Below are 23551 nucleotides of genomic sequence, written 5' to 3' on the forward strand. Positions count from 1 at the left end.
GCGACACGCTTTTCGAATTCTGAAAACGTGTCGCGACATTGGAAGAGGTATTGCTTGAATTGGGCTGGCTCTGCATAATCGGGCCTCTCTAGTTTTGCGAATCAGCCGACCTTCTCCGTCGGCTTTTTTGTGTCTGAAATTCAGGCGGCCTTCAGCGATTCGCGCAGCACATGCAGCGCGTCAATGGCTTCTTGAATGGCTTTATCGCCCTGAGCTTTTTCGTGCTGACTTATGTGGTTGTCTGCGGTGGCATCGAAGATCAGTCGGCCCACGTCGCCGCACTCAGCGGTCAAATGGCACAGTGCGACGATCAAGGGTTTCGGTGCTGGACGCTTGCGCAGGACCACATCACATTCGAATTGATTGGCCAGCGAACCGAGTACGGCGAGACGCCCTTCTTCGGAGAGATGCGTAAGGACCTGGCCAAACATTTCCAGATTCATTCGGTGGGCTTCACGATTCGGGTTCGCGCAATCAAGCAAGCGCGTTTCGTTGACACCCATGCGTTTGGCCAACGCAGTACCGCCGCCCGCCTTCACTTCGCGGTGCAAAGTTCGTTCAAATTCTTCCATTGCGAAAACCTCTCTTCGTCTCGCGTGGCACACCGCCAGTAGTTCCGCGATGATCTTTTCATCAACCGATCAAGGACGCATCCATGGCCAATCAATCTGAATTACAAGGCGAGATAGCCGCCCTTTGCTGCTTGGTGGTTGCCTTGGCATCCACCCTTCCCTTGTCGTCTCAGCTCCGGCTGTGGCCTGCGTTTGAGCGGGTTGCCGGCCCTTTGCGTGATCAACTTGGCGGCGATGAGCTGCGCGGTTTTGAGCGTGCTACCGTTTCGCTTAGTTTGAAACGCAGCTAGGCGGCGCCGAGTAGGACTTTGTGAGCAAGATCAACGAGATCAGGGCGAAGGCCTGCGATAGTGATTTCGTTACTGGAGGCGTCCTGAAGACGCTCAGCAAGCTCGGCGGATGCCTTTCGGTGGCCGCCGGCGAGTTGCCATAGATGGCCAACGGTGGTTTTTGCGGCGGCAGCTACAGCCTGACGCCGATCATTCGTAGCGTTGGCCAGCCAGTCACGCAGATGGTCATTCATGGGAGCTCTCCTTACACATGGTTAAAATTTAGCTCATGGCTAATTTCAGAGCAAGGAATATTTAGCTGTGAGCATATTTAGCATTGAGCTAAACGCTGGCATGCTGGCGCGCATGGATATTTATGCGATTCGAAAACACAATCTTATTAATCTGCTCGGGAGCCAGAAGAAAGGCGCCTGCGCTGAGCGCTGGGGCATGGCTCCAGCACATCTGAGTCAGATTCTCTCGGACAAGACAGCGAAAAACTTGGGCGACGACGTAGCTCGAAGAATTGAAGGTATCGAAGGATTGCCAAGAGGCTGGTTCGATTCGCTTCCAGCTGGGGATGAAGTCGAGATATCGCCGCCTGCTGATGAGGAATCGAATTCTTCCGCTGCCGATCAGGTGAAGCTGATGCTTGCCAAGGTCAAAGGCCTTTCGGCCGATGCTCGTGATCGTATCGTCGCAGCAGCCGAAAGCGATGATGGCCGTGTTATCGAAGTTGACTACTACCGCCCTGGAGTAGTCGGTGACGAGGTGTGGATCGCACATTACGACGTCCGCGCTGCCATGGGTGGCGGCCAGATCCCTCATGACTACCCTGAGCTGCTCCAGGATGTGAGGGTAAGCCCTCAGCATCTGCGCGAGATGGGCGTCGAGTTCAAGGAGCACTTCCATCTCAAGATGGTTACGGGCTGGGGTCAGTCGATGGCGCCAACGATCAAGCATCGAGACCCGCTGCTCGTCGACATCAGTATTCGGGAATTCGTGGGGGATGGGATTTACATGTTCTCTTGGGAAGGCCACCTGTACATCAAGCGCCTCCAGTGGATTGGTGATGGTCAAATCAAGATGATTTCCGATAACGACAAGCATCCCCCGCAAACGATCAGGGCTGACGAGACCTACATCCAGGCTCGGGTGCTGCTGGTTTGGAACGCTCACCTGGTTTAACGCCAAACGGTGTAAGCAATGTTTTAACTAAGTGGGCTCTGGATGAAAGACGCGATTAAGGAAATCACCGAAGCTCTGGACCAGCAGATGGAGCTGAGTTTTTTCATGGCTCGCAAGCTGATAGAGCTCTCCCCACCCGACGAGCGAAAGCACCTGAAAAAAGAGCTGCATACCCGACTCAGCACGCTAAGGGAGCGGACCTTAAAAGCTACTTTCGCACTTGATAGCTTGGTGGGAGATGACAAGCAGCCCCGACCCTCAGTGCTGCTAACGATCAAGAATTGGTTTTCCCGCAGCTGATATCCGGCACACCGAAGTTTTCAGGAGCCCCTATGTCCCTCACCAAACCGAACCAAGACCTGAAGCGCGACCTCCAGGGTGTCGCCTCTGATCTGAAATGGTCAGCAGTTGAGCTGATGCGAATTGCTGAGCGCGCCAGCCTGGCCGGCAATGAAGCAGATGCCCAGGCACTGCTGAAGATGTGCACCGTCTTCCACGCTGATGAGGATCGGCTGACTGCCTACGCTGAGGAAGTGAAGGCTGGAACCATAACCAGAACAAAGATCGAGTGATCTTGCTCTGCCGTAATTTTTGAGTGATCACTATCGAGGGTTCACGGCATGGCGCACTCACTTCACTACCAGATAGGTCAATCCATCCGTGCCATCGAGGTTGAGGTTAGGAAACTGCTCGATTTGGTTGCAACGCTCAGAGAAGCAGGGGAAGAAGACCTGGCTGTAGCCGTCTCGACCCAGGCGAATAAGCTGCTTGGGGCTGCGGTAATGCTGAGAATTGCTATGACCTTATGAAAGCGGGAAGGATTGTGCGGGGGAAGGCTGAGCAGGTGCAAGCGGGACTTGTAGGTGTGCATTTAAACTGTGTAAACCACCTCCCCCCCAAAGTTGAAGACCAGAAGTGCTAGCAGGGAAAGCAGATGCTTAAGCGCATTACAGCAAAAGAAATTATTAAGCAGAGCGAGCAAGGGCTCTCGGTTCAGCCATTTCTGGTTAGGGCCGATGATGGTCAGTCATACTTCGTCAAGGGGCTTTCTCGAGCCTTGGGGAACGGGCTCGTATCAGAGGCCATTGCAGCAGAGCTTGGCAAGCACCTTGGCCTTCCGATCCCGCAATGGAGAGTAATGGATATCCCCCAAGGGTTGATCGACTTCAGCCTGGTAAGCGGTGTTCGGGATTTAAGCGGTGGCCCAGCATTTGCCTCTCTTCAAGTTGAAAATGCGGCCGACCTGATGTGGGCGAACCTCAACTCTCTTCCTGTGGAGCTCAAGAAAAAAATCCTCCTTTTTGATTGGTGGATTTTGAATGGCGACCGCGGGCTTGGCGAGTATGGAGGCAACGTAAACCTCATACTTGATCCCAAAGGCGAGCTGGTTGTGATCGACCACAACGTAGCTTTCGATGCAGCGCTAGCTAATGATGAGTTTCGGAAGTATCACGTTTTCCGTGATCAGCTAGGCTCATTTGACGGAAATTTACTCGCTCGTCTGGATTATTTACCACTTCTTGACGCAGCCATTGGAGACTGGGGTAGGATCACCTCCCTTCTACCGGAGGAATGGCTTTGTCGTGACCATGATCCCGACAACGAATATGAACCAACCCTTCAGCAAAGGCTTCAAATACTGGAAAGGTTCAAGGATGAGCAGTTCTGGGGGCAATTATGAATATTATCTGTAACTACTCGATTCTCAGGTTCCTCCCTTACCCGGAAACGGGTGAGTTCGTGAACATTGGGGTCGTGCTGCTCGCAAATAATGGTGAGTTCCGATACAAGATCGCCACCAAACGGCAGAGAGTGACCAGATTTTTCGAGACCTTAGAGCACAAGGTTTACCTTCGCGCCCGGAACGAGGTTGAGGACGAATTCAATCGCCTGGTTGGCTTCTTCGCGAGCCAAAAAAGTGAGATCGGCTTACTCGCCAGCACTTTCAAGCACCTTATCCATCCTCGCGAAACGATGATGCGCTTTAGCCAGCCTGGATCTATGACGACCGACAATATCGGGCAAGCCTTGGACGAACTGTTTGATCACTACGTGAATCACAGCTTTGCCAATAAGGAATACCAAGAGAAGGTCCTTGAGCGCCAGCTTGGAACGCTGCTTGCCTCATCGAACCTGAAGCAACGCTATAAAGAACAGCGTCTTGGGACTAAAGATTATGACGTCAGATTCCCTTTCGTCATGCTTGCAGATCAGGTTGCCGAGCAGGCAATTAAGCCGCTCTACTTCGGCCAGGCCGAACCCTCGAAGATTCTTGAGCACGGGGATGCATGGCTCTCAAAAGTGATGCGACTAAACAAGGCTCATCGTCTGGCAAAAGACACGCTGTTCATCGCCGAACCGCCAGCGCCTGGAAAGCCCAAGCTGCTTAAGGCATACGAGGAAGTAACTCATGCATTGGCAGAGTTCGAAGGAGTAAGGGTGATTAGCGCTCAGATCCCCAATGCCCAAAAGCTTGAAGAAATAAAGCGAGGGGTGCCTGAAACCCTGCACTAAACCAGCCCGGCCCAGCGCCGGGCTTTTCGAATCTGCGACATCCTTTTCACCAATTACTCACAGAGCAGAGCGCAGATTGACCCTGCTCCTTTGAAGAATTCCCATTTGGCCCGCCCGCATGCGGGCCATTTTTTTGGCTTTCAGAAAGGGGCGGCCTCCTCCACTTCCAGCGCATCCTCCACTTCGACCACGCGGTCCTCTTCCGAACTTGCCTCCCACTTCAGCGTCACCGACTCATCGTCGTTGAACGTCATGTCTATGCCGTCCGTATCGGATAGCAGCCCCATCACCTCCTCCCACTCCCTTTCCCCATCCGTATCCAGGCGGTGAATCGTTACCCAGCGCTGAATCTGCGCGACGGGGTGATTGATCATCGATGAGACGCGGAGGCCGAGCCTTTCAAGGCCTGTCATCTCCCTTTGCTCGAGCTTTTTTTGCTTTTGCGGCTTGGCCATCAACTACTCCTTTTTAACTGTACATATATACAGGTTTTTTTCAGAATCATAGCTCAGTGCTAAGTCGCAGGTAAAGACGACCTTTCCCACTCCTGTCGATATTCAGCTCATAACACCCATCAAAAAATATCACTTAAAGCTAAATTATTTAGCTTGGAGCTATTGACGATCTTTTAGCTAATGGCTAAATTCACCTCAAGCCAACGCAACATCGGCCAGCAGCGAAAGCCGCGCCGCTCTTTAACACTTAGGAATCTTCGCGGATCGATCCTCGGCAACGGGTACAGCGCGAAACACAAATTTCGATCTCCATGCCAGCTCTGGAACTGGCCGGGCTCCCTACAAGGGAGAACGCCAAACCATGCAAGCCAGCCGGCGAAGAACACCGAACACGAAATGTGTGACGCCGGCCAGGTGGGGAAACCGAGGCGCCGAGCATGGGGCGGAAACGGAATTTTTCATTGATGCACCTGGTTACCCGGGTGCATTGGGAAATCAACCGGAGCAATAGTCATGAGTGAACCAGCAACAGCGGTGCCTACGAAATGCACTCGCTGCGGTCAGCCAGCCGATCCTGTGATTTACAAAAACATCATCGACCAGGCGTATGACCCAGTTCGCAAGAAGAAATACGTTCGCCAGCAGAACCTGCCGTTCTGCAGCGAGGAACACGCAAACCACCACCAATGGTCTTGCGAGGGTTGAAGCATCACTTCTGCCCATTCACTGAGTGGGCAGAAGTGATGTGAGTGATGTCAGTTGTTCTCGTTTTCTTCGGCAACTCGCCGCTCTTCGGCCAGCTCCAATTTTGCCTCTTGCAACAGAGTAATCAGTTCATCGACCTCCTGCTCAGCAAAGATCAAAACGTGCTCTTCACAATCCCCCTGATCCTGCTTGATGCAAATGTTTCCGCCTGCCGAAACGTAAACCTCAGCCCCGTATCGCGGCTCAATTTTTCCAACCATGGAGTGCACCTATGCGATTTACCTACGAAGTAAAGTGTGGAATGTACATCTACAAGGGTCCGCAAGGCCACGGCGGAATCGCTTACTCGCTCGACCAAATCAACCAGCGCCTGACCAAAGCCTTTGGTGCTTCTGGCTACGAACTGGTGAGATCCTGAACAACCAGCGCCACGTCAGTCTGACGATAACTGCCCAATGCCCTGGTACTCCCCAGCACCAGGCCGCATCGGAGTGTGATCTGGTTTGCAGCTGTCACAGCAGACCGAGGATGAAGCCAGCGATCGTGCCGACTTAAGCGTTCGGTATTTGTCTCGTTGCGATGTGAACGGCGGGCTGTTGAAGAGACCGCGCCTCTGACCAGATCACACCCCGATGCGGACGATTCTGCACCGCGCAACGCGGCCCCCTGCATCAACCTTTCAACTCCAACACCACCCGCATGCACTCCCCTCCGCGCCCAACGGCAACCAGCGGAATGGATGAGTGCAGCCGGGTTTTGTTGGATCTACACCGCCACTCTGGAGGCGACCATGAACGCACTCGCAGCAGCACAGTCCCGCTGGGACAACATGATCCCTTGCGACACCTCAGCGCGTGATGAGGCCGCAGACAATTGGTCCTACAACGCTGCAGAGCAACTGGTGCTGGGTTGTGACGTTGTGATTCGTACTCGCCGGCAGACGAAGGTCATCGGGTACGCGGAGTTTCTCGGCAAGATTCAGGCGCAGCTGAATCAGCGCCAGATCGACGGCGAGGACGACGAAGACCTCTTTGCCCAACTGGTCGTCGCCGCAATCAAGGGCGGCAACGTCAGGGGCTTCGCGGAAAAGCTGCTCGGCCCGCACAACCTTCAAGACATCGCCCTGGAGCTGGTCGAGCCTTGGTTTGATCTGGCCGTGGAACAAGCCCGGGAGGATGTCGACTGATGAGCCCGCACATCCTGATCGACGAAGCGCTGGATAGCCTTGCCCATCCAGACAGCCCGCCCGGCAACAGCATTCTGGTTCAGCAGATCATCACCAACCTGATGACGGACCAGTTGATCACCCTCGAAGAATTCAGCCACTACTGCCAGCGCCTGCTGAAGCATTGCAGGCAGCGCAAGGAGTTCGCATGAGTACTGCACCGGTTAAAAGTCTGACCGACGAGTTGTTGGAAGACATCGAACGCAAAATCGCCGTGCTTGGCTTTGGCCTTCCCTTCAACGAGGTGATCGGACGCCAACGTGACGAGCTGGTAGCCAACTTGCCGCAGCGCCTGGCACCGACAATGAAGGGCCGCCGCATCGCCGTAAGGGTTCGGCCATGACCAACCACCAACGCGCCCGCCGCGCGCTCATCTGGCGCGGATCATTGCCGGTCCTTGCCCTCTTCACCTTCCTAATGCTGCTCAGCGCCCTCGCCGATCGCATCTCTCAATAACTCGAACTTCAACACGCCGCCTGCACGGCGGAAGGAATCCCCATGTCTGACAACACCAGAATCTGGGACCAGGTCGACACCACTGACCCCAGTGCAACGAAAAACTTCACCGGTATGGGCGGCTTCAAAGGCACAGCCATCAAGCCTACCTATCTCATGCGCAAGGCGACCGAGGTTTTCGGGCCCTGCGGTGAAGGCTGGGGCTGGACTGTTCTTGAGGACCGGTTCGACGAGGGTGGGCCTCTCCAAGCACCCACGAAAGAATGGCCGGAAGCACCACGTATCAACGCCAAGCTGCACACGCTGAAGATCGAACTTTGGTACCTGGGCAAGGGCGGCCAGAAGTGCACGGTGCAGCACTACGGGCACACGCCGTTCGTGCTGTTGCAGCAGGGAAAAATAATCACCGACTGGGAGGCGGCGAAAAAGTCGCTCACGGATGCCATAGGCAAATGCCTGCAGCCCCTCGGTTTTGCCGCAGACATCCACATGGGCCTGTTCGACGACGCCGCTTATGTCGAGACGGTTCGGGATGAGGTGGCACTAAACAAGGCCGAAGACCGAGTCGCCGAGGAGGATCGCCAGAAACAAGAGCGACTGGACTACATCAAGTCCGTGATCGACACCATGGCCGGCGCCCAGTCCGCTCAGGAACTGAAGAAGATACACGACGTCGCGGTACGCAAACTGACCATTCGAAAAGACACCAAGGGGGCCGAGCGCATTTCACTGGAGTGGAAGCGCATTACGGAAGCCTCTGAAAGGGAGAACGCAGCATGACCCAGCTCTACAAACTCACCGGCCAGATGGCCGAACTTCAGGCGATGGCCGACACCGACGACGAGGGCCTGAAAGAGGCCCTGCAGGACACCATGGATGCGATCCAGGGGGAGTTCGAGGTCAAGGCTGACAACATCGTCATGCTGCGCCGCAACATCGAAAGCGATATCGACGCCATCGACAAAGAAGTCGATCGGCTCAACGAGTTGAAGCGAGTGAAGAAGAATAGCGTCAGCCAGATCAGCGACTACCTGCGCCGCAACATGGAGGCCGCCGACATCAAGTCGATCAAGCGCCCCCTCTTCACCATCACCCTGGCGCTGGCACCGGAAAAGGTCATCGTCGACAAGGAAGACGAGATTCCGGATGACTTCATCGAAACAAAGACCGTGTTCGCGCCAGACAAGAAGTCGATTGCGGCGAAGCTGAAAGAAATCCGTGATCACAACGAAGCGGTGCGCAAGCGCATGGAAGCGGGCGAAGACGCCGAACACGAACTGCTCCCTGAACCGGTCTGGGCTCACTTGGAGCGCGGCGAAAGTTCCATCCGCATTAAGTGAGGACATCATGATCAGCAACCACCTCAACCTCATTGAGCAGCAGCGACAGAGCGCCGAATCAATCAACGACCGGGTCGCCCAGTACCTGGCAGCCGGTGGGCAGATCGCCCAATTGAAAAACCCGCCACGCAATCCGCTGCCACCTCCCCGCTCACAGAAAATAGACCCTGAGACAACTCTCAAGCGCCGACGCATCTCTCCGAGTCGGACCGAGCGCCAGGCGCTACGCAAAATGACGGACTCACTATGAGCAGGCGCAAGCCCAATAACATGCGTGCCCGGGTCGAGCGATCATGCAGGGCACTGCTCAGCACCAACCACGTCGCAGTGGTGAACATCGACCCATGCGGCCGCCAGGGCATGATCAACTGGAAGAGCTGCAAGAATATCCCGCCAGGCCAGCGCCTCGCCGACGCCGTCTGCGACTTTGCTCACCGCTGGACGATCTATCTCAGCGTTCAGTGCCGCGATCAGCGCGGGCACCGCTACACCAAATCGGTAGAGGTTTCGCCCCAAGGCAACTATCTGGCCGCGCACCTCGAAGACGTGATTGAGGAAACCTACAAGGACCTGGTCGCCGAGAGCAATCCGAACCATCGGATCGCTTCGGGATGGATCGCGATTCCCGCTGCAATATCACTGACTGAAGAGCAGGCCGCCCGGGTTTTCGACACCGTGGGTGTCTGGAATCAGCAGAGGGCAGCATGAGGCGTATCAACAACCAGGTGCGCCAGCGCCGACGACAGACATGGCTGGATCTACCGGCCCACGGAATTGAAGAGGCAGGCCATGGCCAAAGACAATGCGCAGATTCAGCGAGACAAGCGCGCCAAAGAGAAAGCCTTGCTGGACCGGATCGGCGCCGAGAAGCGGTCGTTGATTGTGTCGAAAGCGCTTGATGATGCCCTTCAGATCCTGGGCGAGCGCCACGGCTTCGAGGAGTGGCAGGAGACGGTGTCGACCTTCATCCTGAATCTTGCGGCGGCGCCGGCCAATGAGTCGGCTCGCTTCGCATGCATGTCGCGACCTGAAATAGTCATCACACAAAATCAGTCGCGACAGCTTGAAGAGTTCGCCAAGACTGGTATCGACCGAATTGGAAGTAGCTCACCTTTGTAACGGAGCACGCTCAGTACGCAACGGCGATCTATGTTTTTGCTTCCTGCGGGCACCATAAATATGCCACCGCCCGCATTGAACAGCCCATTTTCAATCAGCACTCTAAGATCTACTTCGCTGGCCTCATGAAAAATCCTTTCCTCGGGGTTAAAGGTATAGATGTATCGCCCTTTTTTTGACCCCAACTTGAATTTATATGGGTGGCAGATAAGACCTGCTCTGTTTATCCCTATCACGTCTTCCAGCACTTCCAGCATACGCCCCCCACGTAAAATCCGGCACTTGCTAGATATCAGTAATAGCTCACCGAAATCATAAACACCACCCTACTGTCGCATCCGGTCACGGAGCGCGGCGCCTGCATTGGAGGACACCATGAAAATAAGAGGCGAAGTCGTCCGCAAGTGGGAGTGCGGCGCTTGCAATGAACTGCATGACCATGAGTTTCAGGCTGAAAACTGCTGTGCACCTGAGATTACAGAGTTGTGGGTCTGCCCGATCTGCGATGAGGGCCATGACAAAAAAGCAGATGCCGAATCCTGCTGCCAGGATACGGACGCTTGCGTCACCTGCCCGCAATTCCTGAGAGATCACGACATTGGCTCGCTGAGTTATGAGGCAGTAAAAGTCGCCGGTCACTGCACAACTTGCACACCGAGTTTCACCATTGATCAACAGCAAGCGATTCAGGATCTGCACTACCAGCAGACAGGGAAGCGCGAACACTTGCACGACTGAGGCAAAAACATGCCCCCTCAATTCGAAAGCCCCAACGGGCTATGGCGACGACTGGGCTACGCAGTTGAGCGCGGCCCGAGCGGCGAAAGAACGATTCGCCGACCAGACGGTTCAACAGTAAGCATTGATACCGAGCACGGTCACCACACCGGTGAAGTGGCCGCGGCCAAACAAGAGCTCGCGCGCCTACCGCACGGCGAACTCGAGTGCAAAGCTGCTCAGATCGACATTTTCGCCTGACCCACGTCACCTAGCGGCCAGTAGGTTTCCAATGATCAGATTCCAACGCAGTGTTGCACCTTTTCCAATAATCAATTATTGCGGCGCGGGCTTCATCAACTGTTTCGAAAGTACCGTTAGGTTCAGGCGCGCCCCTGACCCCGTCGTCGACTTGGCAGCATAGTTCTCCGCCTGGAATCTTTCGAACAACACGACCTCGTGTGGTCCGATCGCTGTTGATGAAGCCAGAAGCCTCAAGCTCAAGAACGATTTCGACAACGTCAACCATAACAACTCTCCTTGATCCGGCTCCATGCCGGGTCGAACACAAATACCCCACTTCAACGAATCACGCCAGCCGGCGAGGATCCTGTATGGAAATTACCTATGGCTCGGTCTGTTCGGGCATTGAGGCTGCGACTATGGCCTGGCACCCGCTTGGCATGCGCGCCACCTGGTTCGCCGAAATCGAAGCCTTCCCCAGCGCCGTGCTGGCCCACCACTACCCGAACACGCCGAACCTCGGCGATATGACCAAACTCGGCGCCCAGGTGCTGACCGGCAAGATCGCCGCGCCGGACATCCTTGTCGGTGGCACCCCGTGCCAGGCCTTCAGTGTCGCCGGCATGCGCGAAGGCCTTGCCGATCCGCGCGGCGCCCTCACCATCAAATATGTGGAGCTTGCAGATGCAACTGACTATGTTCGCGCCAGCCGCCGACAGCCTCCCTGCGTCATCGTCTGGGAAAACGTCCCAGGCGTCCTCAGTGACAAAGGGAACGCCTTCGGATGCTTTCTTGGCGCGCTTGCTGGGGAAGACTGTGAACTGCAGCCTTCAGGGAAAAGATGGCCGGACGCTGGTTGTGTGTATGGACCCAAAAGAACAATCGCGTGGCGGGTCCTGGACGCCCAATATTTCGGCCTGGCCCAACGACGCCGCCGTGTGTTCGTTGTCGCGAGTGCTAGAGACGGATTCGATCCCACCGAGGTACTTTTTGAGCGAGAAAGCACTCGCAGGGATAGCCCGCCGGGACGGGAAGCGAAGTCGGCACTTCATCCTACTCTCACGGCACAAGGGGGAGGCTCTCTCGATGACCGAGAGGCATATGTACTGGAGCTCTCCGGGATTCGCAGAACGACTCCAAAAGAATGGGAATGCTGCCAAGGTTTTCCTGACAACTACACGATGATTCCTTGGCGCGGTAAGCCCGCCAGCGAATGCCCAGATGGACCGCGCTACAAGGCGATCGGTAACAGCAAGGCCGTGCAGGTGGTGCGCTGGCTAGGCTTGCGAATCCTACAGCAGCTCGATTGCAAGCCTAACACTTCGGTGGAGCATATCTAGAAAAGCGCGCCTGCTCAGTCGTGAAGCCCTGTCGGCAACTTACTTGGAGAGCGCCGCACTCTCCTTGAGCAAACGATGAACTACTCTGTGACAACTTGCACAGAGACATTGCAAATCCTCAAGACGGGTCTGATGACCAAGCGCCATTTCAGCTATCTGTACATCATGGTGATGCACCTCGATGCAGGCTTCGCCATGATCACCACCGTAAGTTTCAACCGGATCCATACGGCAACGCTCGCAAAAAAGTCGTCGGTGCACACGTAGAAACTCTGCTTTTTTTGCGCGAGACAGTCCTGGGGCACGCTCGCGCCGCAAATGAAAGATCAGCCTAGGCTGCCCCTCTGCCCACTGACGATCTTCTGCAGGTAGAGGGATCCCGGGCTGCTCATCCGCTTCACCCTTCCGAACAATTCGAAAGCCCGCCGCCTCCAGCACGTTAAAGCATGGACTGTTAACTCCAGCAGTGAAATGCCTTGGCTGCACTGCAAAACCAAATGTTTTCGAGGCGGCAAGTCCGTAGACAGCTTTCGGAGGCAGCCTGATCTGCTCATCAGTGATCAGGTCATAATCGGTAGACGGCCCGAAGCCTGGTACTTGCTTACCGCTGAGCAATTCCTGAACAGCCTGCCAGACATACTCGGCAGTAACTGTTCTGAGCTCCTCCGCAGGGATTCGGTCGAGGCTCCGAAGATCCTTTACCACCGGGGCACCTCCCAAGGTATCAACCAAGGTAGATTTGGCGGTGCCAGAGAAAACCTGTAAACAAATCCGGCGGGTAGAGTTGCCTCCACCTTCTTGGGATTTTTCGGCTCGTCCGACAGATTTCATTCGCGAAGAAATCAGCCTCAACGCAGCATTTGGCGAGGCGGCTCGATCAGCTTCATCGAAGATGGTTCTCTGCTCAACCGTTAGTCCTTGGACACGGCTGCTGTCAACCCAAACGCGAAGTAGAGGGATTGAAGCTGCAGAAAGACGTAACAAGAGAGCTTCGAGGCCTTGGGCATATTCGGTATTGATGGCGCTTTTGCCTTTAGTACCGCCTCGGCTGTGGAAGATAATCGTATCCCCGTCTACCTCGTAGTGGGCATCTATTGCGGTACCGTCGTTAGCAGCGACTCGGAAAACCTGACCCATCGTATTAACTCCACTCCAGCTAAGCCCAATCTAGAAGTTCTAGCAGATCTTGCGACCCGACAATCACCGGCCAACGATGCACATGGCAAGCAACGCCGTGCCCCCTCTGGCCGGTCACGAATTATCGAAGCGCTCAAAGCAGCGGACTGACTAGTCCTCACCTATTGGACTGAACCAAACAAAAAAGGCACCCGCTAAGCAGGTGCCTCTCACCGGATTAAGCAGGGGTAGGGCCCCGCTCCGGCACTTCAGTAATACCCCACTTCAACGTATCACGCCAGCCGGCGAAACACAGCTTCAGCGAGATCACCGATAGCTTATCCGCTTAATCCTTACAACACAGCCGACTTTTTATTCATGACACTTGCTATAGATTCTTTCATTGCTGGCAGCGTGATTTTATTAAAAACTACGCCATTAGTGCTTGGATCGAGATCATAAAAAAAAGATTCTAGATGTTTTTTGCCACCGTCATCCAAATAATCGATAAGGCACATCCCCATCCTACTGCTCTCTCCGACCTCATAATTAACATCTATTACAATTTCGCTACTGGAACTTATAGAAGAAATGGCGCCAACCCCCATATCTCCAAGAGGCGGGTCAAACCGGTAATGAACCGCATGCGCTATTGGCCCAGAATTAACAATACGAATTTTGGCCTTCGTAACACCAGACACATCAGTATCAGTCTCTAAAACTAACAATCTCAAATCTGCTTTATAAAGTCGATCACGCTCTTCAATTTGCAACAGACTAATCTTACGCTGCTCATCAATTTGAGCCAATGCAGCCTGCGCCATGATTGTTTGTTGCTCTACAGAATTTTTTAGTTCTGCTGCCTGTAATTGCAACGCATCAGAGCTCAGCTTTAGCTCTCGACCCTGCTGCAAATAACCTAAGATTAGCCATAAAAATGCAACTGGCCCAAACACACCAGCAGCAAGATCCCCAATTTCATTCAACTTCAGGGTTATCAAATCATCAAATCTTGCACCCATAATGGTAATAGCACCACCTATGTAGAGTGCTGTGAGATGCGCAGCCCACCACTCTAAACTGCGGTTGCTCCACCATTTTACCTGATCAACCCAGTACGTCCGTAAGCGATTCAACGAATTCTTCCTTGCAGAATTTGAGGTGTCACTTTAGCAAAAAATCAATTACAAACCAGTACACACAGTAACTCCTCCCCCTTCAAAGTCAGCCGCTATAGCGGCAAGGACGAAGTCATGCCTGAAGAAAAGATAACGTTCGTAAATGGCGAGCCGGCGAAGTGCGGCTGCCAGATGGAGTTCAGCTCCGGCGGTGGTGAGTACTCCGACGTGCTTTACGTGATGCCTTGCCCGAACCACAGCCCGAAGTCCTTTGGCCCCGTCGAAGTGAAGCGCGACAAAGACGGTTGGTGGTGGCACCCGGGCATCCCTGAACTCGATGGCGGCGAAGATCCGGCGCCGTACAGGGCCTGGGTAGCAGAACAAGGGTTAGAGGTGAAAGGCTGGCACTCGGGAGACGAAACTTACGACCTTCCTGAAGAGGATGCAGCGTGCACCGCCTGGAATCCCGAGTCACCAGGGCCCGAGTGGTTCCTGATGGGGATCTTTGATACAGAGGACGGCCCGTATGTGCAGTGGGCGCGCCGGGAGGTGACACCATGACCCAGCAACGTGAACCGATGCGGCGATCAGCAACAGACGAAGACCGAATGAACCTGCCGGAAGGCAAGACCTGCGGCAACTGCGTGCATGCCCGGCGCTGCACCATGATGTTCGGTCACATCCCGGAAGACGAGGTTTGCGACTGGGCACCGTCCCGATTCCGCGAGGCAGCTCAGCAGGCGGCGCCATGATCTTCGCCCCGCTCTACATGCTCTGGCTCATCTACAAGGGGCCGCGGCGATGAAAGCGCGCATCGAGAAGAAGCTCAGCAAGCGTCTTGTTCAACTGCATCCCACACTCTATCGGCGCGCCTGGGTAGATGACGATCGTTCAGAACTTGCCTACGAGCAGAGAACCAGCGTGAGTCACTGCCTGAGTGTCGGCGGCGGAATCGACTATTGGGGAGAAGGCCAGGATGCATACACCGTATGGGCTGATTGGAAGAGCAGTTGGCCCTGGCATGGACCGTTCGATTCGTTCCCAGAAGGCCATGAATTTGAATGTTACCCGGACACCGGCGGCTTCAGGTCTACCACAAAGAACCTGCTGAAGCTGGCCGCCGAGTGCGAGCTGACCTCCAAAGCAACAGCCTGACAACCCCATCACCACCTTCTGCCGCCGCGGGCGGCATGGAGCACACACATGGTCAGATACAAGACCGTAGAGCAGTTCTCTCGGGAGTCGGGCTATACACCCGATGCCGTCAGAACCAAAATCCGCGACGGCAAATGGCCGAAGCATCTTGTTTGGCGGAAAGCGCCTGACGGCAGAATTTTAATAGACGTAGAAGGATATTACTCATGGGTCGAGATGGGGGAGGCGTCCGCGCCGCATCTGCAAGTAGTATCGAAATCACTTTCCAATACCAGGGCGTCAGGTGCCGCGAGCGCGTCGCGCTCAAGCCCACCGCCGCTAACCTGAAAAAAGCTGAACAGCACAAGGCCGCTATCGAGTATTCGATTGCGAACGGTACTTTCGATTATGCAGCCACGTTCCCAAAGTCGAAGCGCGCCCTCACCTTCAGGCGCACCGATGCCAGCCAGACTATTGGGGATTACCTGACGGAATGGCTGGAGAGGAAAACACCGACACTCAAATCAAGCACGGTCGCATTCTATGCGACAACCATCCGCGCAATCCTCAAGCCGATGTTCGGCGACCTGCCTCTGAATGAGCTGTCGAAAAAGATCATCAGAGAAAAGATGTCGACCTACCAGGTAGTCAACAAGACCCTGATGAATGTTCAAAGCTGCTTTCGCTCTGCGCTTAACGATGCAGTTGAGGATGAAATATTGGAGAGCAATCCGCTCTCTGGGTGGGCCTACAAGAATCGTGAACAGCTCAAGGAGGAAGATGACGTTGACCCATTCACTCGCGAAGAGCAACTGGCGATATTGGCGGCAGCCAGAGGCGACACGTGGCCGCAATTGCAGTTCTCCTTCTGGACAGGACTTCGGCCGAGCGAACTGATCGCGTTGGAATGGGGGGATATCGACTGGATCGCGGGGGAGGTAAGGATCGTCAGGGCCAAGACGCGGGCTGCAAAAGAGCCAGAGTCGACCAAGACGTTAGCAGGAAGGCGCACCGTGAAATTGCTGGCTCCGGCGCGAGAAGCGCTGCTCAAGCAGAAGGAATTGACCTTCCTGGCAGGCGGCAGGGTGTTTCTCAATACAATCACTGGCGAGCCGTGGAAGCATGCCGGATACATTTACCGTGTCATCTGGATGCCGGCGATGAAGAAGTCTGGCGTCAGGTGGCGGCGACCCTACCAGAGTCGCCACACCTATGCCTCCATGATGCTATCCGCTGGCGAGAATCCAATGTGGGTAGCCAAGCAACTTGGCCACAAAGACTGGACCATGATCGCCAAGGTTTATGGTCGCTGGATGCCCTCCGCTGATGTGGGAGCCGGAGGGCGAGCCGAGGCACTTTTTGCCGGTAATGCCAGCGTTATGACAACATCTCCTCTAGACGACGCGGTTTAAGTCGAAACGGTCCAGGTTCATCACTTTGGTCCACGCAGCGACGAAGTCCTTGACGAACTTCTGTTGCGCATCGGCGGTGGCATAGAACTCGGCCAACGCACGCAACTGCGCATTGGAACCAAAGACCAGGTCAACCCGGGTCCCCGTCCACTTCACTGCACCGGTCTTGCGATCACGCCCTTCAAACTCCTGCTGGGCATCCGACACGGGCTTCCACTCCACCCCCATATCGAGCAGGTTGGTGAAGAAGTCATTGGTCAAGGCTTCCGGCCGTGAGGTGAAGACACCGTGCTTGCTCTGGCCGACATTGGCGTTCAATACCCGTAGCCCACCCAGCAATACCGTCATTTCCGGGGCGCTGAGCGTCAGCAGTTGTGCCTTGTCGATCAGCAGTTTTTCGGCCGGCACACGGTACTGTTGCTTCAGGTAATTACGGAAACCGTCGGCGATCGGTTCAAGGAAACCGAAGGAGTCGACATCGGTCTGTTCCTGGCTGGCGTCCATGCGTCCCGGCGTGAAAGGCACCGTCACACTGTGGCCGGCATTTTTCGCGGCCTGTTCCACGCCCACGCCACCGGCGAGCACGATCAGGTCGGCCAGGGAGATTTTCTTGCCGCCACTGTTGAACTCGTTCTGGATGCTTTCGAGTTTTGCCAGCACGCGGGCCAGTTGCTCTGGCTGGTTGGCCTGCCAGGACTTCTGCGGCTCCAGGCGCAAGCGCCCGCCGTTGGCACCGCCGCGTTTGTCGGAACCACGGAAAGAGGAAGCCGCCGCCCAGGCCGTGGATACCAGCTGCGAAACTGTCAGCCCCGAGGCCGCAATCTTGCCCTTGAGCACGGCGACATCGCTGTCATTGACCAGCGGATGATCGACAGCAGGGATCGGGTCTTGCCACAGCAACTCTTCGTTCGGCATTTCCGGGCCGAGGTAGCGCGAGAGCGGGCCCATGTCACGGTGAATGAGCTTGTACCAGGCGCGAGCGAAGGCATCGGCCAGTTGCTCGGGATTGGCCAGGAAACGCCGGGCAATCGGCTCGTAGATCGGGTCGAAACGCAGGGCCAGGTCCGAGGTCAGCATGGTCGGGTCACGGCGTTTGGACGGATCAAAGGCATCCGGAATGGTCCCGGCACCGGCGCCGTTCTTCGGTTTCCACTGATGGGCACCGGCCGGGCTCTTGGTCAGCTCCCAGTCGAAACCGAACAGGTTCTCCAGGTAGTTGTTGCTCCACTTGGTCGGCGTGGTGGTCCAGGTCACTTCCAGGCCGCTGGTGATGGTGTCGGCCCCTTTGCCGGTGCCGAATGTGCTCTTCCAGCCCAGGCCTTGCAGATCCAGGCCAGCGGCTTCAGGTTCTGGCCCGACGTTGTCGGCAGGCCCGGCGCCATGGGTCTTGCCGAAGGCGTGGCCACCGGCGATCAGGGCCACGGTTTCCTCATCGTTCATCGCCATGCGGCCGAAGGTTTCGCGGATGTCCTTGGCCGAAGCGACCGGGTCCGGCTGCCCTTCCGGGCCTTCCGGGTTGACGTAGATCAGGCCCATCTGCACTGCGGCGAGGGGGTTTTCCAGATTGCGGCCCTCGTCGGTCCGGCTGTCCTCGTTTCGCCCCGGCTCGGCCACGAGCGGGACGTCGCCAGGTTTCTGTGCCGGTTTGTCCTCTTTGCCGTAGCGCGTGTCACCGCCCAGCCACTTGCTTTCAGAACCCCAGTAGACGTCTTCGTCCGGTTCCCAGACATCCGGGCGGCCGCCGGAAAAACCAAAGGTCTTGAAGCCCATGGATTCCAGTGCGACGTTGCCGGTGAGGACGATCAGGTCAGCCCAGGAGATTTTGTTGCCGTACTTTTGCTTGATCGGCCAGAGCAGCCGGCGGGCCTTGTCGAGGCTGACGTTGTCCGGCCAGCTGTTGAGCGGTGCAAAGCGTTGCTGGCCGGAACCGGCGCCACCCCGGCCATCGCCGGTGCGATAGGTGCCTGCGGCGTGCCAGGACATGCGGATAAAGAGAGGGCCATAGTGACCGAAGTCCGCCGGCCACCAGTCCTGGGAATCGGTCATCAGCGCAGTCAGGTCTTTTTTCAGCGCCTGGAAGTCCAGGCTCTTGAAGGCTTCGGCGTAGTTGAAGTCGCCTCCCAGCGGGTCAGACTTGGGCGAGTGTTGACTCAGGATCTTCAGGTTCAGTTGGTTCGGCCACCAGTCGCGGTTCGTAGTGCCACCGCCAGCGGCGTGATTGAACGGGCATTTCGATTCAGTTGACATGGCATCTCCTCTTGATTTTGTTTTCAGCTAACCATCCTTAAGCGTGGATCCGGATCACCGATTGAAGAAATAGCTTTTCGGTATGGGATCCATAGCCTTGAGGCTATGACGGCCCAGTGATCAGTTGCTCCAGACCATCCATTAAAGTACCGGACGGGGAAACTGTCGCTTCATCTGGGGGAGATAGCTGATAAACAGCTCAAATCAGTCAGGAGGTTTGCAAAGCTTCCATGACCCGGGACAAAAGTGGTGGCGACGATTCGAATCGCCACGGCCCCCGAAATGTCCAGGCCGTTACTGCACCCAATAAAAAACCGGCCTGTTTCAGCCGGTTTTTTGTCTCACTCAACAGCACTTCGGTCCGGCTTTACTGCCGTAACGGGCTTCCTGGCGTTCCCGAAAGAACGCCTCGTAGTCCATCAGCGGTTTGTCCGGGTGCTTGGTCTGCATGTGCTCGACGTAGTTGTCGTAGTCGGGCATGCCGACCATCAGGCGCGCGGCCTGACCGAGGTATTTACCGAGGCGACTCAGGTCATTGAACATGATCAGGCATCCGGCAGCGCTTGATATGGCGCTTCCTTGTCCGTGCGTTCCTTGGTGCCCCAGGCAGCGATGCCGACCTTGAGTGCGAAGAACAGGATGCTGAACACCACGAACAGGAACAGCGCAGTCAGGGTCGCGTTGGTGTAGGCGTTGAAGATCACGTGCTGCATCTGGTCGATGCTCTTGGCCGGGGCCAGCACCTGACCATTGGCCAGGGCATCACTGTACTTCTTCGCCAGGGCCAGGAAGCCGATCGCCGGGTTGGCGTCGAACAGCTTGATGAAGCCTGCGGTGGTGGTGCAGATCAGCAGCCACACGGCCGGCAGCAAGGTCACCCACACATAACGCTGGCGCTTCATCTTGATCAGCACCACGGTGCCGAGCATCAGCGCGATACCGGCCAGCATCTGGTTGGAGATGCCGAACAGCGGCCACAAGGTGTTGATGCCGCCCAGTGGATCGATCACGCCCTGGTACAGCAGATAACCCCACATGGCCACGCAACCGGCGGTGGCAACCAGGTTGGCGGTCCAGGATTCGGTGCGCTTGAGCGCCGGCACGAAGGAGCCGAGCAAGTCCTGGAGCATGAAACGCCCGGCACGGGTGCCGGCATCCACGGCAGTCAGGATGAACAGCGCTTCGAACAGGATCGCGAAGTGGTACCAGAACGCCATGGTGTTCTCGCCCGGCAGGACGCTGTGCAGGATCTGCGCGATACCGACCGCCAGGGTCGGCGCACCGCCGGCACGGGCCAGGATGGTGGTTTCACCGATGTCATGGGCTACGGCTTGCAAGGCTTCCGGGGTAATGGCGAAGCCCCAGCTGCTGACGGTTTGCGCAACGGCCACCACATCACCGCCGACCACGGCCGCCGGACTGTTCATGGCGAAGTACACGCCCGGATCGATCACTGAAGCGGCAACCATGGCCATGATCGCCACGAAGGATTCCATCAGCATGCCGCCGTAACCGATGTAGCGGGCATGCCCCTCGCTGGCGAGCAGCTTGGGCGTGGTGCCGGAAGCAATCAGCGAGTGGAAACCGGAAACCGCGCCACAGGCGATGGTGATGAACAGGAACGGGAACAGACCGCCCTTCCAAACCGGACCGGTACCGTCGACGAACTGGGTCAGGGCCGGCATTCTCAGCTCGGGCATGGTCACCAGGATGCCGATGGCCAGGGCGACGATGGTGCCGATTTTCAGGAAGGTCGACAGATAGTCACGCGGTGCCAGGATCAGCCACACCGGCAGTACCGCCGCGACAAAACCGTAGCCGATCAGCATCCAGGTGATCTGGATACCGGTAAAGGTGAAGGCCTTGGCCCACACCGGATCGGCGGCAACCTGCCCGCCGAGCCAGATCGAACCCAGCAGCAACAGCACGCCGATTACCGAGATTTCGCCAATGCGACCCGGGCGGATGTAGCGCATGTAGATGCCCATGAACATCGCGATCGGAATGGTCGCCATCACCGTGAAAATCCCCCACGGACTCTCGGCCAGGGCCTTGACCACGATCAGCGCCAGCACCGCGAGGATGATGATCATGATCAGGAAGCAGCCGAACAGCGCGATGGTGCCGGGGATGCGGCCCATTTCTTCACGGACCATGTCGCCCAGGGAACGGCCGTTGCGGCGGGTAGACATGAACAGGACCATGAAGTCCTGAACGGCACCGGCCAGCACCACGCCGGCAATCAGCCACAGCGTGCCGGGCAGGTAGCCCATCTGCGCCGCCAACACCGGGCCGACCAAAGGCCCCGCGCCGGCAATGGCCGCGAAGTGGTGACCGAAAAGTACGTGCTTGTTGGTCGGAACATAGTCCAGACCATCGTTATTGAGCACAGCCGGCGTGGCCCGATTGGGGTCGAGCTGCATCACTTTATTGGCGATGAACAGGCTGTAATAGCGGTAGGCAACAAGGTAGATGGCGACGGCTGCGACTACGATCCACAGGGCGTTGATCGCTTCGCCGCGGCGCAGGGCCACGACACTCAGCGCAATCGCTCCCAGGACAGCCACGGCAAACCAGGCGAGGTGTTTAGCCAGACGGGGCATAGCGTGTCTCCTGCCGACAGCCAGTGACTGCGGCGGTAATTTTTATAATTGTGTCCGCGATGCGGAGCTGGCCCAATATCCGCGCATGCCGTCCACAAATAAATCCGCGTTACTACGTACGTGGTCTCTACGTAGTTCTACGTAGATGACACCGATCTCCTGTGGGTTGACCACCGGATCCGGGGCCATCCCCGATCAAATGTGGGAGCGAGCTTGCTCCGGGCGGCGCTCCGACGATAGCGGACTTTCAGCCACATCACTTCCGAATGTGCCTCCCTCATCGCGAGCAAGCTCGCTCCCACAGGTTTTGCACACTCCCAACCGGTCATTCCGTCCAGCAACGCTACAAGCCCAGCGCCTCTTTGGCATATGATCCCGAGCCTTCGCGCGGGCAGGAGTCAACATGCAGCTCAAACACAAGATCGTCGCCCTCGGGATTCTGCCGCTGGTGCTGGCCATTGCCGTCATCTGCGCGCTGGTGATTTCCCTCAACCGCCAACTGGGCGATCAACAGGCGCAACTGATCGAAGACAGCATTCTGGCGAGCAAGCGCGCGGAGCTGAAAAACTACGTGGAAATGGCCCAGAGCCTGATCGCGCCCCTGTACGACGACGGCCACGGCAATGCCCAAGCCCAGCAACAAGTGCTGGAAGAACTGCGCAAGCTCAGCTTCGGCATCAACGGCTACTTCTTCGTCTACGACCACGAAGGCCGCAGCCTGATGCACGCGCGCCAGTCGGAACTGGTGGGCCAATACCTGTGGGACATGAAAGACCCCCACGGCCTGCCGGTGATCCAGGCGCTGCTGCAAAGCGCGCAGTCGGGTGAAGGCTTTCAACGCTACGCCTGGAACAAGCCCTCCTCCGGCCAGGTGACCGACAAGCTCGCCTACGTGGTGATGCTCGATCGCTGGGGCTGGATGCTCGGCACCGGCATCTACCTCGAAGACGTCGAACGCGCCACCCAACAAGCCCGTGCCGAAGTGGCCATGGGCATCCGCAAGACCATGATGGCGATTGCCGTGGTCGCCCTGGTCGCGGTGCTGTTCGTGTTCGCCACCGGCATGACCCTCAACGTCAGCGAACATCGGCTGGCGGACAAGAAACTGCAGCGCCTGACCCAGCGCATCGTCAGCCTGCAGGAAGAAGAACGATCCCGGGTGTCCCGCGAGTTGCACGACGGCATCAGCCAGGTGCTGGTCTCGATCAAGTTCCAGTTCGAACTGGCCAGCCATCTGCTGGAACGCGGACAAGCCGACGACAAGGGTTTGAACGCGCTCAGAGACGCCACCGAGCGCCTGGGCGATGCCATCGGTGAAGTGCGCAGCCTCTCCCATGACCTGCGCTCCTCCTTGCTCGACACCCTCGGCCTGCCGGCGGCCATCGGCCAACTGGCCGCCGAATTCGAGCAGCGCAGCGGGTTGACCGTGACCTATGACGAAAATGAATTCGACTGCCTGCTGGTCGACGGCGCGGCGGTTTCGCTGTTCCGCATCGTCCAGGAAGGCCTGACCAATATCGAACGCCACGCGCAGGCGAAAAACGTGTCCATTACACTGCGCGGCTGCGACGAGTCCGTGCGGCTGACGGTGGTCGATGACGGTATCGGTTTCAACGTCGCCCAGGTCGAACGTCGTCAGGCCGGCATTGGCTTGCGTAACATCCGCGAACGCGTCGAACATTTTGGCGGGCGCTTCGATCTGATTTCGATGCCGGGCAGAAGCGAGCTGGACGTGCGGCTGCCAATGAAACCTGCGGTAAAACGCTGAACCCGCGCAA

General features: G+C 56.7%; 31 protein-coding genes and 2 pseudogenes. 24 read left to right on the top strand and 9 right to left on the bottom strand.

The genetic code is table 11. From position 1 onward, the window contains the following. Positions 1 to 140 precede the first annotated feature (140 nt). Entirely contained in the window at positions 141 to 572 is a 432-nt protein-coding gene (locus AB4O40_RS05910; protein ID WP_460055488.1) for a phage regulatory CII family protein, read from the bottom strand. A gap of 83 nt (positions 573 to 655) precedes the next feature. Between AB4O40_RS05910 and AB4O40_RS05915 the strand changes: the two genes are divergently transcribed. After that, a complete protein-coding gene (locus AB4O40_RS05915; protein WP_460055485.1) occupies positions 656 to 862 on the top strand; it encodes a hypothetical protein in 207 nt (68 codons plus the stop codon). On the opposite strand, the gene AB4O40_RS05920 is transcribed toward AB4O40_RS05915, so the two are convergent. Next, complete coding sequence (locus AB4O40_RS05920; protein WP_460055482.1) at positions 859 to 1095, bottom strand: hypothetical protein; 237 nt, start codon at positions 1093 to 1095, stop codon at positions 859 to 861. The two genes, AB4O40_RS05915 and AB4O40_RS05920, sit on opposite strands and share 4 nt — an antisense overlap. A gap of 112 nt (positions 1096 to 1207) precedes the next feature. Here AB4O40_RS05920 and AB4O40_RS05925 point away from each other — a divergent pair, with 112 nt between their 5' ends. The 5 genes from AB4O40_RS05925 (at position 1208) to AB4O40_RS05945 (ending at position 4543) form a co-directional block, all read left to right on the top strand. Beyond that, positions 1208 to 2029 (top strand): S24 family peptidase, encoded by an 822-nt coding sequence (locus AB4O40_RS05925; RefSeq protein ID WP_460058162.1) that lies wholly within the window; start codon positions 1208 to 1210, stop codon positions 2027 to 2029. A gap of 42 nt (positions 2030 to 2071) precedes the next feature. Further along, positions 2072 to 2329: a hypothetical protein gene (locus AB4O40_RS05930; protein ID WP_460055477.1), complete on the top strand. Its 258-nt coding sequence runs from the start codon at positions 2072 to 2074 to the stop codon at positions 2327 to 2329. A gap of 32 nt (positions 2330 to 2361) precedes the next feature. Continuing rightward, positions 2362 to 2601, top strand: a complete 240-nt coding sequence (locus tag AB4O40_RS05935) for a hypothetical protein (RefSeq protein ID WP_460055475.1) — start codon at positions 2362 to 2364, stop codon at positions 2599 to 2601. A gap of 362 nt (positions 2602 to 2963) precedes the next feature. After that, the gene (locus AB4O40_RS05940; protein WP_460055473.1) at positions 2964 to 3710 is read left to right on the top strand and encodes a HipA family kinase; all 747 of its coding nucleotides are present in this window, start codon (positions 2964 to 2966) and stop codon (positions 3708 to 3710) included. Continuing rightward, entirely contained in the window at positions 3707 to 4543 is an 837-nt protein-coding gene (locus tag AB4O40_RS05945; protein WP_460055471.1) for a DUF3037 domain-containing protein, read from the top strand. Before AB4O40_RS05940 ends, AB4O40_RS05945 begins: the two co-directional genes overlap by 4 nt. A gap of 140 nt (positions 4544 to 4683) precedes the next feature. Here AB4O40_RS05945 and AB4O40_RS05950 read toward each other — a convergent pair whose 3' ends face one another. After that, complete coding sequence (locus AB4O40_RS05950; RefSeq protein ID WP_460055468.1) at positions 4684 to 4998, bottom strand: DUF1654 domain-containing protein; 315 nt, start codon at positions 4996 to 4998, stop codon at positions 4684 to 4686. Between the two features lie 513 nt (positions 4999 to 5511). Between AB4O40_RS05950 and AB4O40_RS05955 the strand changes: the two genes are divergently transcribed. Continuing rightward, complete coding sequence (locus AB4O40_RS05955) at positions 5512 to 5703, top strand: hypothetical protein (protein WP_460055465.1); 192 nt, start codon at positions 5512 to 5514, stop codon at positions 5701 to 5703. Positions 5704 to 5753: 50 nt separating this feature from the next. Here the strand turns inward: AB4O40_RS05955 and AB4O40_RS05960 are convergent, their stop codons facing one another. Continuing rightward, positions 5754 to 5963: a hypothetical protein gene (locus AB4O40_RS05960; protein ID WP_409078639.1), complete on the bottom strand. Its 210-nt coding sequence runs from the start codon at positions 5961 to 5963 to the stop codon at positions 5754 to 5756. Positions 5964 to 5974: 11 nt separating this feature from the next. Between AB4O40_RS05960 and AB4O40_RS05965 the strand changes: the two genes are divergently transcribed. From AB4O40_RS05965 to AB4O40_RS06015, 11 genes and pseudogenes are all read left to right on the top strand, one after another. Continuing rightward, positions 5975 to 6121, top strand: a complete 147-nt coding sequence (locus AB4O40_RS05965) for a hypothetical protein (protein ID WP_460055462.1) — start codon at positions 5975 to 5977, stop codon at positions 6119 to 6121. A gap of 372 nt (positions 6122 to 6493) precedes the next feature. Further along, complete coding sequence (locus AB4O40_RS05970) at positions 6494 to 6889, top strand: hypothetical protein (protein ID WP_460055459.1); 396 nt, start codon at positions 6494 to 6496, stop codon at positions 6887 to 6889. Beyond that, positions 6889 to 7080 carry a hypothetical protein gene (locus tag AB4O40_RS05975; protein WP_223535783.1) on the top strand — a complete coding sequence of 64 codons (192 nt, stop codon included), beginning with the start codon at positions 6889 to 6891 and terminating at the stop codon, positions 7078 to 7080. Before AB4O40_RS05970 ends, AB4O40_RS05975 begins: the two co-directional genes overlap by 1 nt. Next, positions 7077 to 7271, top strand: a complete 195-nt coding sequence (locus AB4O40_RS05980; RefSeq protein ID WP_460055456.1) for a hypothetical protein — start codon at positions 7077 to 7079, stop codon at positions 7269 to 7271. The genes AB4O40_RS05975 and AB4O40_RS05980 overlap by 4 nt, the downstream gene beginning before the upstream one ends. Positions 7272 to 7426: 155 nt before the next feature. Further along, on the top strand, positions 7427 to 8164 hold the full coding sequence (locus tag AB4O40_RS05985; RefSeq protein ID WP_460055453.1) for a hypothetical protein: 738 nt from the start codon (positions 7427 to 7429) through the stop codon (positions 8162 to 8164). Next, positions 8161 to 8724 (top strand): siphovirus Gp157 family protein, encoded by a 564-nt coding sequence (locus AB4O40_RS05990; protein ID WP_460055450.1) that lies wholly within the window; start codon positions 8161 to 8163, stop codon positions 8722 to 8724. The genes AB4O40_RS05985 and AB4O40_RS05990 overlap by 4 nt, the downstream gene beginning before the upstream one ends. Positions 8725 to 8731: 7 nt before the next feature. Continuing rightward, a complete protein-coding gene (locus AB4O40_RS05995; protein WP_460055447.1) occupies positions 8732 to 8974 on the top strand; it encodes a hypothetical protein in 243 nt (80 codons plus the stop codon). After that, on the top strand, positions 8971 to 9432 hold the full coding sequence (locus AB4O40_RS06000) for a hypothetical protein (protein WP_460055444.1): 462 nt from the start codon (positions 8971 to 8973) through the stop codon (positions 9430 to 9432). Before AB4O40_RS05995 ends, AB4O40_RS06000 begins: the two co-directional genes overlap by 4 nt. 81 nt (positions 9433 to 9513) lie before the next feature. After that, entirely contained in the window at positions 9514 to 9843 is a 330-nt protein-coding gene (locus tag AB4O40_RS06005) for a hypothetical protein (protein WP_460055441.1), read from the top strand. Between the two features lie 375 nt (positions 9844 to 10218). Beyond that, positions 10219 to 10581 (top strand): hypothetical protein, encoded by a 363-nt coding sequence (locus AB4O40_RS06010; protein WP_460055438.1) that lies wholly within the window; start codon positions 10219 to 10221, stop codon positions 10579 to 10581. A 593-nt stretch (positions 10582 to 11174) separates the two neighbouring features. Next, positions 11175 to 11834, top strand: a pseudogene (locus AB4O40_RS06015) (DNA cytosine methyltransferase); the annotation flags it as partial. A gap of 348 nt (positions 11835 to 12182) precedes the next feature. On the opposite strand, the gene AB4O40_RS06020 reads toward AB4O40_RS06015, so the two are convergent. Then, the gene (locus AB4O40_RS06020) at positions 12183 to 13280 is read right to left on the bottom strand and encodes an HNH endonuclease (RefSeq protein WP_409078625.1); all 1098 of its coding nucleotides are present in this window, start codon (positions 13278 to 13280) and stop codon (positions 12183 to 12185) included. A gap of 52 nt (positions 13281 to 13332) precedes the next feature. Between AB4O40_RS06020 and AB4O40_RS06025 the strand changes: the two are divergent. Then, positions 13333 to 13430: pseudogene (locus AB4O40_RS06025) on the top strand (DNA cytosine methyltransferase); the annotation flags it as partial. Between the two features lie 182 nt (positions 13431 to 13612). Here the strand turns inward: AB4O40_RS06025 and AB4O40_RS06030 are convergent. Beyond that, a complete protein-coding gene (locus tag AB4O40_RS06030; protein WP_460055435.1) occupies positions 13613 to 14395 on the bottom strand; it encodes a hypothetical protein in 783 nt (260 codons plus the stop codon). 117 nt (positions 14396 to 14512) lie between these two features. On the opposite strand from AB4O40_RS06030, the gene AB4O40_RS06035 reads away from it, so the two are divergent. From AB4O40_RS06035 to AB4O40_RS06050, 4 genes are all read left to right on the top strand, one after another. Continuing rightward, a complete protein-coding gene (locus AB4O40_RS06035; RefSeq protein WP_409078623.1) occupies positions 14513 to 14938 on the top strand; it encodes a hypothetical protein in 426 nt (141 codons plus the stop codon). Beyond that, positions 14935 to 15129, top strand: a complete 195-nt coding sequence (locus AB4O40_RS06040) for a hypothetical protein (protein WP_409078622.1) — start codon at positions 14935 to 14937, stop codon at positions 15127 to 15129. Before AB4O40_RS06035 ends, AB4O40_RS06040 begins: the two co-directional genes overlap by 4 nt. Before the next feature lie 49 nt (positions 15130 to 15178). After that, positions 15179 to 15532, top strand: coding sequence for a hypothetical protein (locus AB4O40_RS06045; RefSeq protein WP_409078621.1), 354 nt, complete (start codon positions 15179 to 15181; stop codon positions 15530 to 15532). Positions 15533 to 15738: 206 nt separating this feature from the next. After that, entirely contained in the window at positions 15739 to 16923 is a 1185-nt protein-coding gene (locus AB4O40_RS06050; RefSeq protein ID WP_460055430.1) for an Arm DNA-binding domain-containing protein, read from the top strand. On the opposite strand, the gene katG is transcribed toward AB4O40_RS06050, so the two are convergent. From katG to AB4O40_RS06065, 3 genes are all read right to left on the bottom strand, one after another. Then, positions 16906 to 19170 (bottom strand): catalase/peroxidase HPI, encoded by a 2265-nt coding sequence (gene katG / locus AB4O40_RS06055; RefSeq protein ID WP_460055427.1) that lies wholly within the window; start codon positions 19168 to 19170, stop codon positions 16906 to 16908. The two genes, AB4O40_RS06050 and katG, sit on opposite strands and share 18 nt — an antisense overlap. Before the next feature lie 345 nt (positions 19171 to 19515). Next, the gene (locus AB4O40_RS06060; protein ID WP_034150399.1) at positions 19516 to 19713 is read right to left on the bottom strand and encodes a YbdD/YjiX family protein; all 198 of its coding nucleotides are present in this window, start codon (positions 19711 to 19713) and stop codon (positions 19516 to 19518) included. Between the two features lie 2 nt (positions 19714 to 19715). After that, complete coding sequence (locus AB4O40_RS06065) at positions 19716 to 21773, bottom strand: carbon starvation CstA family protein (RefSeq protein WP_223542069.1); 2058 nt, start codon at positions 21771 to 21773, stop codon at positions 19716 to 19718. Between the two features lie 403 nt (positions 21774 to 22176). On the opposite strand from AB4O40_RS06065, the gene AB4O40_RS06070 reads away from it, so the two are divergent. Beyond that, positions 22177 to 23541: a cache domain-containing protein gene (locus tag AB4O40_RS06070; RefSeq protein WP_409078617.1), complete on the top strand. Its 1365-nt coding sequence runs from the start codon at positions 22177 to 22179 to the stop codon at positions 23539 to 23541. The last annotated feature ends 10 nt before the right edge of the window (positions 23542 to 23551 follow it).

Source organism: Pseudomonas sp. S2_F07 (assembly GCF_054668325.1).